This window comes from Pandoraea sp. (genome assembly GCF_041919235.1).
Classification (GTDB): Bacteria; Pseudomonadota; Gammaproteobacteria; order Burkholderiales; family Burkholderiaceae; genus Pandoraea.
This window is the reverse complement of the sequence record NZ_JAYRUC010000025.1, coordinates 1-14248: the sequence shown is the minus strand read 5'-3', so window position 1 is coordinate 14248 and position 14248 is coordinate 1. Positions and strand designations below refer to the sequence as shown.

At 62.3% G+C, this 14248-nt stretch carries 10 protein-coding genes and 2 pseudogenes; 3 read left to right on the top strand and 9 right to left on the bottom strand.

Annotated features, from left to right (window positions below):
* Positions 1–89: 89 nt before the first annotated feature.
* The 3 genes from folP to ACE3UG_RS18510 all read right to left on the bottom strand — a co-directional run bounded on the left by folP (position 90) and on the right by ACE3UG_RS18510 (position 3943).
* Positions 90–929 carry a dihydropteroate synthase gene (gene folP, locus ACE3UG_RS18520; RefSeq protein ID WP_374626705.1) on the bottom strand — a complete coding sequence of 280 codons (840 nt, stop codon included), beginning with the start codon at positions 927–929 and terminating at the stop codon, positions 90–92.
* Positions 930–1298: 369 nt separating this feature from the next.
* Complete coding sequence (gene ftsH, locus ACE3UG_RS18515; protein WP_374626594.1) at positions 1299–3173, bottom strand: ATP-dependent zinc metalloprotease FtsH; 1875 nt, start codon at positions 3171–3173, stop codon at positions 1299–1301.
* 119 nt (positions 3174–3292) lie between these two features.
* Positions 3293–3943, bottom strand: coding sequence for an RlmE family RNA methyltransferase (locus tag ACE3UG_RS18510; RefSeq protein ID WP_374626592.1), 651 nt, complete (start codon positions 3941–3943; stop codon positions 3293–3295).
* A gap of 139 nt (positions 3944–4082) precedes the next feature.
* Here ACE3UG_RS18510 and yhbY point away from each other — a divergent pair, with 139 nt between their 5' ends.
* Complete coding sequence (yhbY, locus tag ACE3UG_RS18505) at positions 4083–4583, top strand: ribosome assembly RNA-binding protein YhbY (protein ID WP_374626590.1); 501 nt, start codon at positions 4083–4085, stop codon at positions 4581–4583.
* Positions 4584–4706: 123 nt separating this feature from the next.
* On the opposite strand, the gene ACE3UG_RS18500 is transcribed toward yhbY, so the two are convergent.
* From ACE3UG_RS18500 to ACE3UG_RS18475, 6 genes and pseudogenes are all read right to left on the bottom strand, one after another.
* Positions 4707–5222 carry a DUF4149 domain-containing protein gene (locus ACE3UG_RS18500; protein WP_374626588.1) on the bottom strand — a complete coding sequence of 172 codons (516 nt, stop codon included), beginning with the start codon at positions 5220–5222 and terminating at the stop codon, positions 4707–4709.
* Positions 5206–5682 (bottom strand): transcription elongation factor GreA, encoded by a 477-nt coding sequence (gene greA, locus ACE3UG_RS18495; RefSeq protein WP_374626586.1) that lies wholly within the window; start codon positions 5680–5682, stop codon positions 5206–5208. The genes ACE3UG_RS18500 and greA overlap by 17 nt, the downstream gene beginning before the upstream one ends.
* Positions 5683–5930: 248 nt before the next feature.
* The gene (carB, locus tag ACE3UG_RS18490) at positions 5931–9173 is read right to left on the bottom strand and encodes a carbamoyl-phosphate synthase large subunit (RefSeq protein WP_374626584.1); all 3243 of its coding nucleotides are present in this window, start codon (positions 9171–9173) and stop codon (positions 5931–5933) included.
* A gap of 18 nt (positions 9174–9191) precedes the next feature.
* A complete protein-coding gene (gene leuE, locus ACE3UG_RS18485) occupies positions 9192–9860 on the bottom strand; it encodes a leucine efflux protein LeuE (protein ID WP_374626581.1) in 669 nt (222 codons plus the stop codon).
* A gap of 37 nt (positions 9861–9897) precedes the next feature.
* On the bottom strand, positions 9898–11043 hold the full coding sequence (gene carA / locus ACE3UG_RS18480; RefSeq protein ID WP_374626579.1) for a glutamine-hydrolyzing carbamoyl-phosphate synthase small subunit: 1146 nt from the start codon (positions 11041–11043) through the stop codon (positions 9898–9900).
* A gap of 195 nt (positions 11044–11238) precedes the next feature.
* Positions 11239–12000, bottom strand: a pseudogene (locus ACE3UG_RS18475) (FadR/GntR family transcriptional regulator).
* 644 nt (positions 12001–12644) lie between these two features.
* Here ACE3UG_RS18475 and ACE3UG_RS18470 point away from each other — a divergent pair.
* Together ACE3UG_RS18470 and ACE3UG_RS18465 are read left to right on the top strand one after the other, a co-directional pair.
* Entirely contained in the window at positions 12645–13982 is a 1338-nt protein-coding gene (locus tag ACE3UG_RS18470) for a C4-dicarboxylate transporter DctA (protein WP_374626577.1), read from the top strand.
* An 88-nt stretch (positions 13983–14070) separates the two neighbouring features.
* Positions 14071–14248 (top strand): annotated as a pseudogene (locus tag ACE3UG_RS18465) (allantoicase); the annotation flags it as partial.

Sequence of the window (14248 nt, the reverse complement as noted above, 5' to 3'; positions counted from 1 at the left end):
GCGGCAAGCGCGCCGCCGCCCCACATTTTCCATGGCGAGCGTCCCCGCTCGGTCCCCACCGGCGTACAGCGATTCCGATTCGTGTCGCGTTACTCGGCGTCGCGCACGGCTTGCCAGACCTTGAGCGCGTCGAGCGTTTCCGCAACGTCGTGCACGCGCACGATGGCAGCGCCCTGCTGCGCGGCGCACATTGCTGCGGCAATGCTCGCTGCGCAACGCTCCTGCGGCGTCTGACGGCCCGTGATCTCGCCCAGCATCCGCTTTCGCGACATGCCGACGAGCAACGGCAAATCATCGCGCGACAACACGCGCAAGTGTTTGAGCAACGCCAAATTATGAGCAAGATTCTTACCGAAGCCGAATCCGGGGTCCAGATACAGGCGCGACGGCGCCACACCGGCCGAGAGCATCGCGTCCACCCGTGCATCGAGGAAGGCGGCGACTTCGGTGACGACGTCGGTGTAGATCGGTGCGTCCTGCATGGTCTTGGGGTCATGCAGCATGTGCATGATGCACAACGCGGCCTCGCTGTCGCGCACCGCGTCGATCGCGCCAGGCTGCTGGAACCCCCAGATGTCGTTGATCATGTCCGCACCGGCGGCCAGCGCGGCGCGCATCACGCCGGGCTTGTACGTGTCGACCGACAGCGGCACGCCACAATCGCGCAGCGCTTCGACAATCGGCACAACGCGCTCGAGTTCCGCCGCTTCCGACAAGGCTTCGGCACCGGGGCGGGTCGATTCCCCCCCGATATCGAGAATATCGACCCCCTCGGCGATCAACCGCTCGGCATGACGCAAGGCGGCGTCGCGGGCAACGAACTTGCCGCCATCGGAAAAGGAATCGGGCGTCACATTCAAAATGCCCATGATGTGAACCCGGTGGGCATCAAGCTGAAAGCGCGGGCCGAATGCCAGCGTGGCGGGCATTGCCGGGGTGTCCGATGCGTCACTGGACGGCAGGATGTCGTCGGCGTCAGGCGGGTCGGAAGGAATGGATTGCGAAAGCTCGGAGGACATTCGGAAGCTCGACTCAGTAAGGCCCATCAGGCGGCCTGCTTGCAAGGATCGGACCTGCGCGCCCGGGGGCCGGACGCCACGTATGGCCGTAATGTTACCGGAATCGTTTGTCACATCGATCGTGGAAACACTCGGTAACCATGGCTTTGAACGACTTTCGTCGCCTTCAGGCCGCAAAGACGTTAGCGGGCTGCGCGTGCTCGAAACGCAGAAAGGCCGGCACAAGATGCCGGCCTTTCTGCGATGGCAGCGCTTTCGCGTGCCTGGGCTTGCGTATTGTTAGACGGTCGCCGGCGTGCTGCTGGGCTTGAGCGGCGGATTGCCCCCCGATGCGCCACCGTTCGTCGAGCCGCCCTTCGGCGGACGCGGCGGACGGCCGTCCATGATGTCGCCGATCTGCTCGCCGTCGATCGTTTCCCATTCCATCAGCGCGGTGGTCATCGCTTCGACCTTGTCGCGGTTGTCTTGAAGCAGCTTCTTGGCCAGGGCGTATTGCTCGTCCAGAATGCGGCGAACTTCCCCGTCGACCTTTTGCTGCGTGGCTTCCGAGACCGACTTGGCGGACATCCGGCCGAACACCGAGTCCTGCTCCGTGTCGACGTAGACCATCGGGCCCAGGGCATCCGACATGCCGTAGCGGGTCACCATGTCGCGTGCGAGCTTGGTGGCGCGCTCGAAGTCGTTCGAAGCCCCCGTCGACATCTTGTTGATGAACACTTCTTCCGCTGCACGCCCCCCGAACAGGATGGCGATCTGCGTGAGCATCGTGTCGCGATACTCCGAATACTTGTCGTGCTCAGGCAACTGCATCGTCAGGCCGAGCGCCCAGCCACGCGGGATGATCGTCACCTTGTGCACCGGATCGGCGCCCGGCAGCAGCATCGCCACCACGGCGTGGCCCGACTCGTGATACGCCGTTGCACGACGTTCCTCATCGCGCATCACCGCCGACTTGCGCTCCGGACCCATGAAGATCTTGTCCTTCGCGTCTTCGAAATCGAGCATCTCGACGATGCGCTTGTTGCGGCGTGCCGCAAACAGTGCTGCTTCGTTCACCAGGTTCGCGAGATCGGCACCGGACATGCCCGGCGTACCGCGTGCGATGACCGAGGCATCGACATCGTTGGAAATCGGCACCTTGCGCAGATGCACCTTCAGGATCTGCTCGCGACCGCGAATATCCGGCAGACCGACGTACACCTGACGGTCGAAACGTCCCGGACGCAGCAAGGCCTTGTCGAGCACATCCGAGCGGTTCGTTGCGGCGATCACGATCACGCCCGAGTTCGCTTCGAAGCCGTCCATCTCAACGAGCATCTGGTTGAGCGTCTGCTCGCGCTCGTCGTTGCCGCCGCCCATGCCGGCGCCACGATGGCGACCGACCGCGTCGATTTCGTCGATGAACACGATACAAGGCGATTGTTTCTTCGCATTCTCGAACATATCGCGCACGCGGGCAGCGCCCACGCCGACGAACATTTCCACGAAGTCCGAACCCGAGATGCTGAAGAACGGGACTTTGGCTTCGCCGGCGATGGCGCGCGCGAGCAACGTCTTACCGGTACCCGGCGGGCCGACAAGCAGCACGCCGCGCGGGATACGGCCACCCAGCTTCTGGAATTTCTGAGGATCTTTCAGGAAGTCGACGAGTTCGCCGACTTCGTACTTGGCTTCGTCGCAACCGGCCACATCGGCGAAGGTGACCGGATTGGCATTCTCGTCGATGAGGCGCGCGCGCGATTTGCCGAAGGAGAAGGCACCGCCCTTACCCCCGCCTTGCATCTGTCGCATCATGAAGAACCAGAAGCCGATGATCAGCAGCGTGGGTCCGAGGTAGTAGAGCGCGGACATGAGCACATTCGGCTCATCGTCGGCCTTGCCCGAAACCTGAACGCCATACTTCATCAGATCGCCCACCATCCAGATGTCGCCAGGCGACACGATGGTGTATTTCTGGCCGTCGCTGGGCGTTACCTGAAGGCTGCGCCCCTGCACTATCACGCTCTTGATCTTGCCATTCTTGGCATTATCCATGAACTGGGAGTACGTCACGCCCTCTTGAACGTGCGGCTTGTCGAACTGTTTAAACACAGTAAACAAGACCAGCGCGATGACCAACCACACCGCCGCTTTGGAAAACATATTATTGTTCAAAGCGTTACTCCTTCATGAAATCGCTTCGCGCCAGGAATTCATTCTAATCCACTCGCAGGCGCACCGCCATAGTGATTCTTTACCGCCACCATAGCGCCAGTGCGCCGGTTGAACGGGCATCAAGCCGGATTTTTCAATCCCCGTCCCAAAATGAACGTTTCGGAAGATTTGTCTCGGGACGCCTTCGGCTTGCGCGGCGCCACGGTTTTGAACTGATGTTTGAATTTTTCGACAATCTGGCTATAGCCGCTGCCGTGAAAACATTTGACCAGTAACGCTCCCTCGGGTTTCAAGTGCCGCTGCGCGAATTCCAGCGCCAGATCGCACAAATGTTCGATTCGCGCGGCGTCCGCCGTCGCAACACCTGACAAGTTGGGGGCCATATCCGAAACTACAAGGTCGACTTTGCGTCCGGCCACGATTTCTTCCAACTGTTCGAGCACGCTGTCCTCGCGGAAATCGCCTTGCAGGAAGGTGACATCGGCAATCGGCGCCATCGGCAGGATATCCAGCGCGATGATCGTGCCGTCGATGCCGCCGTCATTGCGCTTGCCCGCCGCGAGCTTGTTGCGCACGTACTGACTCCAACTGCCAGGCGTAGCCCCCAGGTCGACAATCACCTGACCGGGCTTGATCAAACGGTCCTGCTCGTCGATTTCCTTGAGTTTATACGCCGCGCGGGCACGATAGCCCTCGCGCTGCGCCATTTTGACGTAGGGATCGTTGATGTGATCGTGCAGCCAAGCGTGGCTGAAACGGTTTTTTGCCATAATTCTTCAAAAACGCTGCGAATTTGCAGGATAATACGCCCTTGCGCGCCCAAAATGCGTGAGCCGGCCTGTGGTAACTGCAGGCACCCCGGCTGCCGCTTGCGGGCGCATCCTAACTCGTTTGTCTCGTCTGTCCTCTATGCCCGCTTTGACCCTGACCCCGGCGCAACGCGCCGACTTGCGCTCCGCCGCCCATGCGCTGAATCCTGTCGTTCTGATCGGCGCCGACGGCTTGACGCCGGCGGTGCTCAAGGAAATCGACGGTGCCCTCAAGGCCCACGAACTGATCAAGGTACGTGTGTTCGGCGACGAACGCGACGCGCGCGTAGCCATCTACGAATCCATCTGCGACGAACTGGGCGCAGCGCCCGTGCAGCACATCGGCAAACTGCTCGTCATGTATCGCCCCACCCCGGACGAGCAGGAAATGCCCGTGCGCCCCCGATCCGGCGGCACCGGCGCGACCGTCAAGGGCCGCGCACCGCGCACCGTCACCGTCGTCAAGAGCAGCACCAATGCCGGACGTCGCCCGACCGTCAAGAAAGTGACCGTGCGCGGGAATGAACGCATGACCGCTGGCGGCATCGTCAAGAAGGCCAAGAAGCGCCAGACCAGCGTCAAGCGCCAACGTAACGACTGAGCGGAAAGCAGTTCTCCGCCAGTTCGCAAAAAGAACGCGCCCAAAGACAAGCGGGCGCGTTTTTTTATGGGCATTGCGATCGGTCTGGCAACTGGGCCAGCACCGCTGCGCCCTCTTCCACCTTTAGCCGCGCATCGGCTGACGCCAGATCAGCGCAACGCCAAGCAGGCTTTGCAGCAGATAAATAGCGCTCGAAATGCCGTGAAGCATGCCGAAACGCGCGGCCAAGGCCGACTGGCCGATATCGACGCCCGACGCTTGCGCTTGCGCCCGCAGGTCGGCCATGAATGGCTGCAAGCCGAACGAGCCGATCAACACGCACACCATCATCGCCACCGCCAGCCAGCGCAGGCCGCGATAGCTGCGCGCAGACTGCGCGTCGCCCGCACGTGCAATCAGCGCCGTCGCCAGCCAAACCACCAGGACACCACAGACGAGGCTCAGCCAGGCCTGCGTGTGGAACAGGCGGCCGGCGACCGTTCCGGCCACGGCGCGCGATTCAAGCACCGCAAAGAGCGTGGGCGCCACGACGTAGCCAATGGCCCACTGACTGCCGCACCAGAGGGTTGCAATCAGGCGGAACAACCGCGCCAGGCGCGGTGCACCGCCGGCAGGCGTCGTTTCAGACGTAGCGGACATCGATGATCTCGTACTCACGCACGCCGCTCGGTGCCTGCACTTCGGCCACATCGCCCGCGTACTTGCCAATGAGCGCACGCGCGATCGGCGAACTCACCGAAATCTTGCCGTGCTCCAGGTCGGCCTCGTCGTCGCCGACGATCTGATACAGGACCGTGCCGCCGTTATCGAGGTCTTCGAGTTCGACCGTCGCAGCGAACACCACGCGCCCTTCGGCGTCGAGCAACGCGGGGTCGATGATCTGTGCGGCGGAGAGCTTCGATTCGAGATCCGCGATGCGTCCCTCGATGAAGCCCTGCTTTTCCTTGGCGGCGTCGTATTCCGCATTTTCCGACAGATCGCCCTGCGCACGGGCTTCAGCAATCGCAGTGATCACGGCCGGACGTTCGACGGTCTTCAGGCGGTGCAGCTCTTCCTTGAGCAGCGCCGCGCCCCGTTTGGTCAGAGGAATGGTACTCATGCGCGTTGTTCCGAAAGACAAAAAAATTGCCGCAGCAAAGCCGCATTCGCACTTTTCGCGAACGCCGCTTGACCGCGGCTGTGACACCTATACGGCGCTAGTGTAGCAGAGTTGCCGGCGCTGCCAACCCGAGGGCCGGACGCACCACACCGCGCCACGCAAGAAGCATTGAGCGCGCCCGACGCAGATCGGTTCCCCGGCGGGCGCCCCCTATTTTTGTGACATTGCCCGCGTCAGGCGGCGAGCACTCAGGCCGGCAACAGGGCGTGCAGGCCCTGGAGATCGTAGACCTCGAGGTTCTGCAGGTACTTCAGGCCTTCCACGGCAGCGCGAGCGCCCGAGATCGTCGTGTAGTACGTGACCTTGTGCGCCTGCGCCGACATCCGGATGGAGCGCGAATCGGCAATCGCGGTGCGGGTCTCGTCCACCGTGGTGAACACCAGCGCAATCTCGCCGTTCTTGATCATGTCGACGATGTGCGGACGGCCGTCCTTCACCTTGTTGACCACGCGCACCGGGATACCGGCGGCTTCGATGGCCGCCGCCGTACCGCGCGTTGCCACGATCGGATAACCCAGCGCGTGCAACATGCGGGCCACTTCGACCGCGCGCGGCTTGTCGGCGTCCTTCACCGTGAGCAGCACCGTGCCCGAGGCCGGCAGGCGCGAGCCAGCCGCCAGTTGCGACTTGAAGAGCGCCTCACCGAACGTACGGCCCACCCCCATCACTTCGCCCGTCGAACGCATTTCCGGTCCAAGCACCGGGTCGACGCCCGGGAACTTCACGAACGGGAACACAGCTTCCTTGACGCTGAAATACGGCGGCACCACCTCGCTCGTCACGTTTTGCGACTTGAGCGACTGACCGACCATGGCACGGGCCGCGATCTTGGCCAGTTGGCGTCCGGTCGCCTTGGAGACGTAGGGCACCGTACGCGATGCACGGGGGTTCACTTCGAGCACGTAGATCGTGTCGACGCCGCTGCCTTGCTGAATCGCGAACTGCACGTTCATCAGTCCGATCACATTGAGTGCGCGGGCCATGGCTGCCGTCTGGCGCTTGAGTTCGGCCACGGTTTCTGCCGACAACGAATACGGGGGCAGCGAGCACGCGGAGTCGCCCGAGTGGACGCCGGCTTGCTCGATGTGCTCCATCACGCCGCCGATGTAGACATCGGTGCCGTCGGAGATGCAGTCGACGTCGCACTCGATGGCGTCGTCGAGGAAGCGGTCGAGCAGCACGGGGCTGTCGTGGCTGACCTTGACGGCTTCGCGCATGTAGCGCTCGAGGTCACGCGGCTCGTGGACGATTTCCATCGCACGCCCGCCCAGCACGTACGACGGACGCACCACCAGCGGATAGCCGATCTCGGCGGCGAGCTTCAGCGCTTCGTCTTCGGCACGGGCCGTGCGGTTCGGCGGCTGACGCAGTCCCAGGTTGTGCAACAGCTTCTGGAAGCGCTCACGGTCTTCGGCGGCGTCGATCATATCGGGGCTGGTGCCGACGATGGGCACACCGTTCGCTTCGAGATCGAGCGCGAGCTTGAGCGGGGTCTGACCGCCGTACTGCACGATCACGCCGACCGGCTTTTCGAGGTCGACGATTTCGAGCACGTCTTCCAGCGTGACAGGTTCGAAGTACAGACGATCCGACGTGTCGTAGTCCGTGGACACCGTTTCAGGGTTGCAGTTGACCATGATGGTCTCGTACCCGTCCTCGCGCAGTGCGAGCGCGGCGTGCACGCAGCAGTAATCGAACTCGATCCCCTGACCGATACGGTTCGGGCCGCCGCCCAGCACCATGACCTTCTTCTTGTCGGTCGGCTGGGCTTCGCACTCCTCCTCGTAGGTCGAGTACATGTAGGCGGTGTTGGTCGCGAATTCGGCGGCGCAGGTATCCACGCGCTTGTAGACCGGGCGCACCTTCTGCGCGATACGGGCTTGGCGCACGGCCGTCTGGTCGGTGCCGAGCAGCTTGGCGAGACGGCGGTCCGAGAAGCCGCTTTGCTTGAGGAATCGCAGCTCTTCGGTCGTCAGGCTCTCCAGCGTGCGGCCGGCCAACGCCTGTTCCTTCTTGACGATGGCTTCGAGCTGGGCGAGGAACCACGGGTCGATGGCGGTCTCGGCGTACACCTCTTCCAGGCTCATGCCCAGACGGAATGCGTCGCCCACGTACCAGATGCGGTCCGGACCCGGCTCGCCGATTTCGGCCACGATCTCGTCGCGGTCGGTCGACTTTTCGTCCAGACCGTCCACGCCGACTTCGAGACCGCGCATGGCCTTCTGGAACGATTCCTGGAACGTGCGGCCCATGGCCATCACTTCGCCGACCGACTTCATCTGCGTGGTCAGGCGCGCGTCGGCTTCGCGGAACTTCTCGAACGCGAAGCGCGGCACCTTGGTCACGACATAGTCGATGGTCGGTTCGAACGAGGCCGGCGTGGCGCCGCCGGTGATATCGTTGCGCAGTTCGTCGAGCGTGTAGCCGATGGCCAGCTTGGCGGCGATCTTGGCGATCGGGAAGCCGGTGGCCTTCGAGGCGAGTGCCGACGAACGCGACACGCGCGGATTCATTTCGATGACGACCATACGACCGTCCTTCGGGTTGATCGAGAACTGGACGTTCGAGCCGCCCGTCTCCACGCCGATCTCGCGCAGCACTGCCAGCGACGCGTTACGCAGCAGTTGGTACTCCTTGTCGGTCAGCGTCTGGGCCGGCGCGACGGTGATCGAGTCGCCGGTGTGCACGCCCATCGGGTCGAGGTTCTCGATCGAGCAGACGATGATGCAGTTGTCCGCGCGATCGCGCACGACTTCCATTTCGTATTCCTTCCAGCCCAGCAGCGACTCTTCGATGAGCAGTTCGCGCGTGGGCGAGAGGTCGAGACCGCGCTTGCAGATCTCTTCGAACTCTTCGCGGTTGTAGGCGATGCCGCCGCCCGAGCCACCGAGCGTGAACGACGGACGGATCACCATCGGATAGCCGCTGCCGCCGATCTCCGACATGATCTGTGCCTGCACGGCGAGCGCGTCTTCCATCGAGTGGGCGATGCCCGACTTGGCCGACCCGAGACCGATCTTGGTCATCGCGTCCTTGAACTTCAGGCGGTCTTCGGCCTTGTCGATGGCTTCCGGCGACGCACCGATCAGCTCGACCTTGTACTTCTCGAGCACGCCATGCTTGTGCAGGTCGAGGGCGCAGTTCAGCGCCGTCTGGCCGCCCATTGTCGGCAGGATGGCATCCGGGCGTTCCTTGGCGATGATGCGCTCGACGACTTCCCAGGTAATCGGTTCGATGTAGGTCACATCGGCCGTGTCCGGGTCGGTCATGATCGTGGCGGGGTTGCTGTTGATCAGGATGACCTTGTAGCCTTCCTCGCGCAGCGCCTTGCAGGCTTGTGCGCCGGAATAGTCGAATTCGCATGCCTGACCGATGATGATCGGGCCGGCGCCGATGATGAGGATGCTCTTGATGTCTGTGCGCTTTGGCATAACGTTCTCAACAAAAATTTAACTCAGCGTCGCGGTCGCGAGCTTCACACCGAAGCTCACGAACAGCACGCCCACGCCGCCGGTTGCCCCGGCGCTCAACCGGCGACGTTGCCGGAAGTGCTCGGCCAGGCGATAACCGGCCAGGATCAGCGTGCTCAGATACAGGAAACTGCAGGTCTGCACGATCACACCCAGCACGGCAAACGACACGGCGGGATAGGCGTAGGCCGGATCGACGAACTGGATGAAAAACGACACGCAGAACAGGATGGCTTTCGGGTTCAGCAGGCTGATGAACAGTGCGCGCTTGAACGGGTGATCCGCGTCGACCGGCTTGGGCGGTGCAACCGCTGCGCCCGAATGGGTCTGGGCGGTGCGCGCCTTGGCGAGCGCACCGCGCAGCATGTTCAAGCCCATCCAGCAGAGATAGGCCGCGCCGAGCGACTTCACCACGAAGAAGAGTGCCGGCTGTGCGTGCAGCAGCGACGCCACGCCGGCGGCCGCCAGGGTCATGAGGATCGTGTCGCCGAGGAACACGCCGCACGCGCCCGCGTAGCCCTGGCGAACGCCGCGCTGCGCTGCCACCGACAGCACATAGAGCGAGTTCGGGCCGGGCAGCAGAATGATCACCACCACACCGGCCAGATAGGTCCAGAGGTTGACGATGCCGATCGAGTTTCCGAGCATGATGCGCGTTCCTTATCCGTATCTCGTCTCGCGGGGCTTACGCCGGCTGCCTGGCGTCGGCCATCGACTGCACGAAGCGGTCGAACAGGTAGCCGATGTCGTGCGGGCCGGGCGAGGCTTCCGGGTGGCCCTGGAAGCAGAACGCCGGGCGATCGGTCAGCTCGAAGCCTTGCAGCGTGCCATCGAACAGCGACACGTGCGAGACGCGCGCGTTGGCGGGCAAGCTGTTCGCGTCCACGGCGAAGCCATGGTTCTGCGAGGTGATGACCACGCGGCCGGTCGCGAGGTCCTTGACCGGATGATTGGCACCGTGGTGGCCGGTCTTCATCTTGAGTGTCTTGCCGCCGACGGCAAGGCCCATGATCTGGTGGCCGAGGCAAATGCCGAAAGTCGGAATGCGGCGCTCGAGGAACGTCTTCGTAGCGGCAATGGCGTAATCGCACGGCTCGGGGTCGCCAGGGCCGTTCGAGAGAAACACGCCATCCGGGTTCAGGGCGAACACGTCTTCTGCCGAGCTTTGCGCGGGCAGCACCGTGACCTTGCAGCCGCGCTCGGCGAGCATGCGCAGGATATTGCGCTTGACGCCGTAGTCCAGGGCGACCACGTGAAACTTCGGGTCCTTCTGCTCACCGTACCCTTCGCCCAGGCGCCACTCCGTCTGCGTCCACGCGTATTGCTCGGTGGTCGAGACGACCTTGGCGAGGTCCATACCGGCGAGTCCCGGGAAGGACCGGGCGAGCGCGACGGCCTTGGCTTCGTCGGCTTCTTCGCCGGCGAGAATGCAGCCGTTCTGAGCGCCCTTCTCGCGCAGGATACGGGTGAGGCGGCGCGTATCGATGCCGGCGATGGCAACGACACCTTCGTCCTTAAGGTATTGCGAGAGCGTCTTTTCGGCGCGGAAATTCGAGTCGAGGATCGGCAGATCCTTGATGATCAGGCCAGCGGCATGGACTTTCGTAGCTTCAACGTCTTCACCGTTGACGCCCGTATTGCCAATGTGCGGATACGTCAACGTGACGATCTGACGCGCATAGCTCGGGTCGGTGAGGATTTCCTGATAGCCGGTGATGGCGGTATTGAAAACCACTTCGCCGATGGTGTGACCGGCAGCGCCGATGGCGTACCCACGAAAGACCGTGCCGTCAGCGAGCGCGAGAATGGCGGGTGAGAATGACGGCAGCACGGGAAACTCCTGAAGGGTTCACCCCGGCTGCCAGCCCCATCGTCCGCTCGCGATGACATCAGCGCGGGCACCGGAATTGCGCGGAATATGCGCACAGCGGATGCTCGGACTGCGGACGAGATGTCAGGCGGGTAGGCGCTAGGGTGAGGGTTAAATGACTAAAACCTTCAAAGTATAGCGCAAATCCCAATCATCTCAAAGCTGAACGTGCGAGACACCAGTACGCTCTGCGTTCTCCCTGGGGGTAAGGCTGCCGGCAGACGAATACGCAGAGGGGATAGGGAAATGAATGCCCGCCCGCTGGGCCGCCAGCACGATATGGCGTTCCATCGCGGCCCCCGCGACGGCGCCGTCGCGGCGTCGCAGGGCGTCGCGGATCTACAGATGTTAATGATAGGTGGACAAAACCAGTTAGCGGTGGTAGAACGGCAGGCGTTGGCTTTCCATGACGATTTCCGTGCTGCCGCGCAGGATATCGGCGATCGCGCCGTTCCCGGCCAGGCCGACAATACGCAGATGGAAGGCGAAATCGAGTTGCGCGGCCGTATCGACATCACCGTCGATGAGCGCGACCTTCATCGATTCGACGTTATCCGTGAGCCACTCGATCTCGGCATGGCTTGCCGCGTGGGCGGCGAGCCGGGCGGCGAAGCCTTCCAGGGCATAGCGCAGTTGATACGTGTCGGCGAGCGAGATCTGGTCGGCGAAGCGCCAGGCGACGCCCACGCGCGAGGAAGCGTCGCTCACGTACACCCCTTTACCGGGGCGGATGGCGACCATGCCGAGCGCTTCGAGCGTCGACAGCGCTTCGCGCAGCGATGCGCGGCTGATCGCCAGTTCTTCGGCGAGTTGACGTTGCGACGGCAGCATCGCGCCGACCGGATAGACCTGGCGTTCGATGCGCTCGCGGATGATGGCGACGGCGGCGTCGGTTACGGCATGCGCCGAATGCTTCATGAGGCCTCACAGGAAATGCGGGTATGCGTATGGCGCATTGTACGACGCCAAATGTTCCGCGACCTGTTCAGGGCACCGTGCACGGAGAAACCTGCGCCTTAGCGGGCCTGCCGACATTCTGGGCGCGTGGGGCATGGCGAGCGTACCGGGCGGATGGCGTTGCGGCGGTCATCCGGCGGGCGTGATGATCCGCGAGATCGCCGAGGCGTGGGCGCACCACGACGGATAACCCGTCAACGCCGGAGGGGCTGGAACAGCGCCCCAGATGCTAGCGCGATCCTGCACCGCAGCGCGAAGTTCATACAAATGAAAGCGGATCGGTCAGCAAAAACGGGAGAATCCGAGCGGATTGCCTTCCAGGACGAATCGCGCGAATCGCGCGGCTCGCGCCGTGGTCAATCACGCCCCCTAGGGAATCCCCTCAGAAAACTCGCCTTGACCGCACCATATTGGCTTTCTAATATTCCTCATAACACCACTGGTCAGACCGGTATGACTTGTGTGAGTACACGGGCGGAAGTGGTGAGCGTTGCAGGTTCCAAGTTGATATAGCGATAGAGAAATCCGCCCCCTGAGAGCAGTACATCAGACGTAGAGATCGTGAAATCCGAGAGAGGGATTTCCGCAGGCAGAGGAGACAAACCATGCCCAAGCTGTTTCGTTCGTTATTTGGCCGAGTCGTCATTGCGTTGATAGTAGGTGTGGCGCTTGGCATATGGTTTCCGCAATTGGGAGAATCGTTGCGTCCGTTGGGCGATGGCTTTTTGAAGCTCATCAAGATGGTCGTTGGACCGATCGTCTTCTGTGTCGTCGTGAGTGGTATGGCGAGCGCGGGTGATTTGCGAAAAGTTGGCCGGGTTGGCGTCAAGGCAGTTTTGTACTTCGAGATCATCACCACCTTTGCGCTGGTCATTGGTGCCGTGCTGGCTTGGGTAACGCGCCCGGGCGAGGGAATGAACATCGACATTCACAGTCTCGACCCTAGCGCGATGGCGGCGTATACCGAGAATGCCAAGGGGTTGAAGGACACGGCTGGCTTTTTGTTGAAGATCATTCCCGACACGATTACCGATGCCTTTGCCAAGGGCGACATTCTGCAGATACTCGTTTTCTCCGTGATGTTTGGATGTGCGTTGGCGGCATTGGGAGAGCGAGGCCGTCCGGTAGCGCGATTCATCGAAGACCTGAGCCATGTCTTCTTCCGGGTGATGGCGTTCATCATTCGGCTGGCGCCGCTGGGCGTATTGGGTGCGGTGGCGTTCACCACAGGCAAATATGGCGCGGCATCGCTCAAGCAATTGGGAATGCTGGTGCTCGTGTTCTACCTGAGCTGCTTCGTTTTCGTCACAGTTGTGCTGGGTGGCGTATTACGGCTTGCGGGCTTCAACATCTTCAAGTTCATCAAATACTTCCGCGAAGAGATGTCCATTGTCCTTGGCACTGCGTCCTCCGATGCCGTACTGCCGACGATCATGCGCAAGCTTGAGTGGATGGGCATCAAGAAGTCGACGGTGGGATTGGTGATACCCACGGGGTATTCCTTCAACCTCGATGGCTTTTCCATCTACCTGACGCTTGCGGTCATCTTCATTGCGCAGGCGACCAACACGGCGTTGTCGATACACGACCTGATTCTCGTTGTACTCGTATCGCTGCTGACGTCCAAGGGTGCTCATGGCATTCCGGGATCGGCCATCGTCATATTGGCTGCGACGCTGACCGCCATTCCCGCCATTCCCGTCATCGGCCTCGTGCTGATACTGCCGGTCGACTGGTTCGTGGGCATTGCACGGGCTGTGACCAACCTGCTGGGCAACTGCGTAGCGACGCTCGTTGTGGCTGCGTGGGAAAAAGACGTCGACTTTGCGAGAGCGCACCAAGTACTGAATGGTGTGCTGCCTTACGAGCCGACAGCGGCATCCGTCGACGCCGGGGCCGACGACAATGTGGCGGCCCCTGCCAATGCGGTACTGACACGTTGAGCGTCGCGGCGCATGCCGCGAGCGATCCACACCACGAACCTTCCGCCGGCGCAGCGCGTCGGCACTTTTTTCAGGAGTCAAGCGCAACATGGCCCTCGTCCCGCAAGATCCGAACGCACCGGAATTCGTGCGCCGCTACGTCAATTTGGCCGATCCGCGTTTGGGAGCGCAGGCGTTGGTGGCCAGCGACGAATTCTTCGCCGCCAAAGAGCGGATGCTCAACCCTGAGCCGGCCGAGTTCATTCCGGGCAAATACGACGAGAACG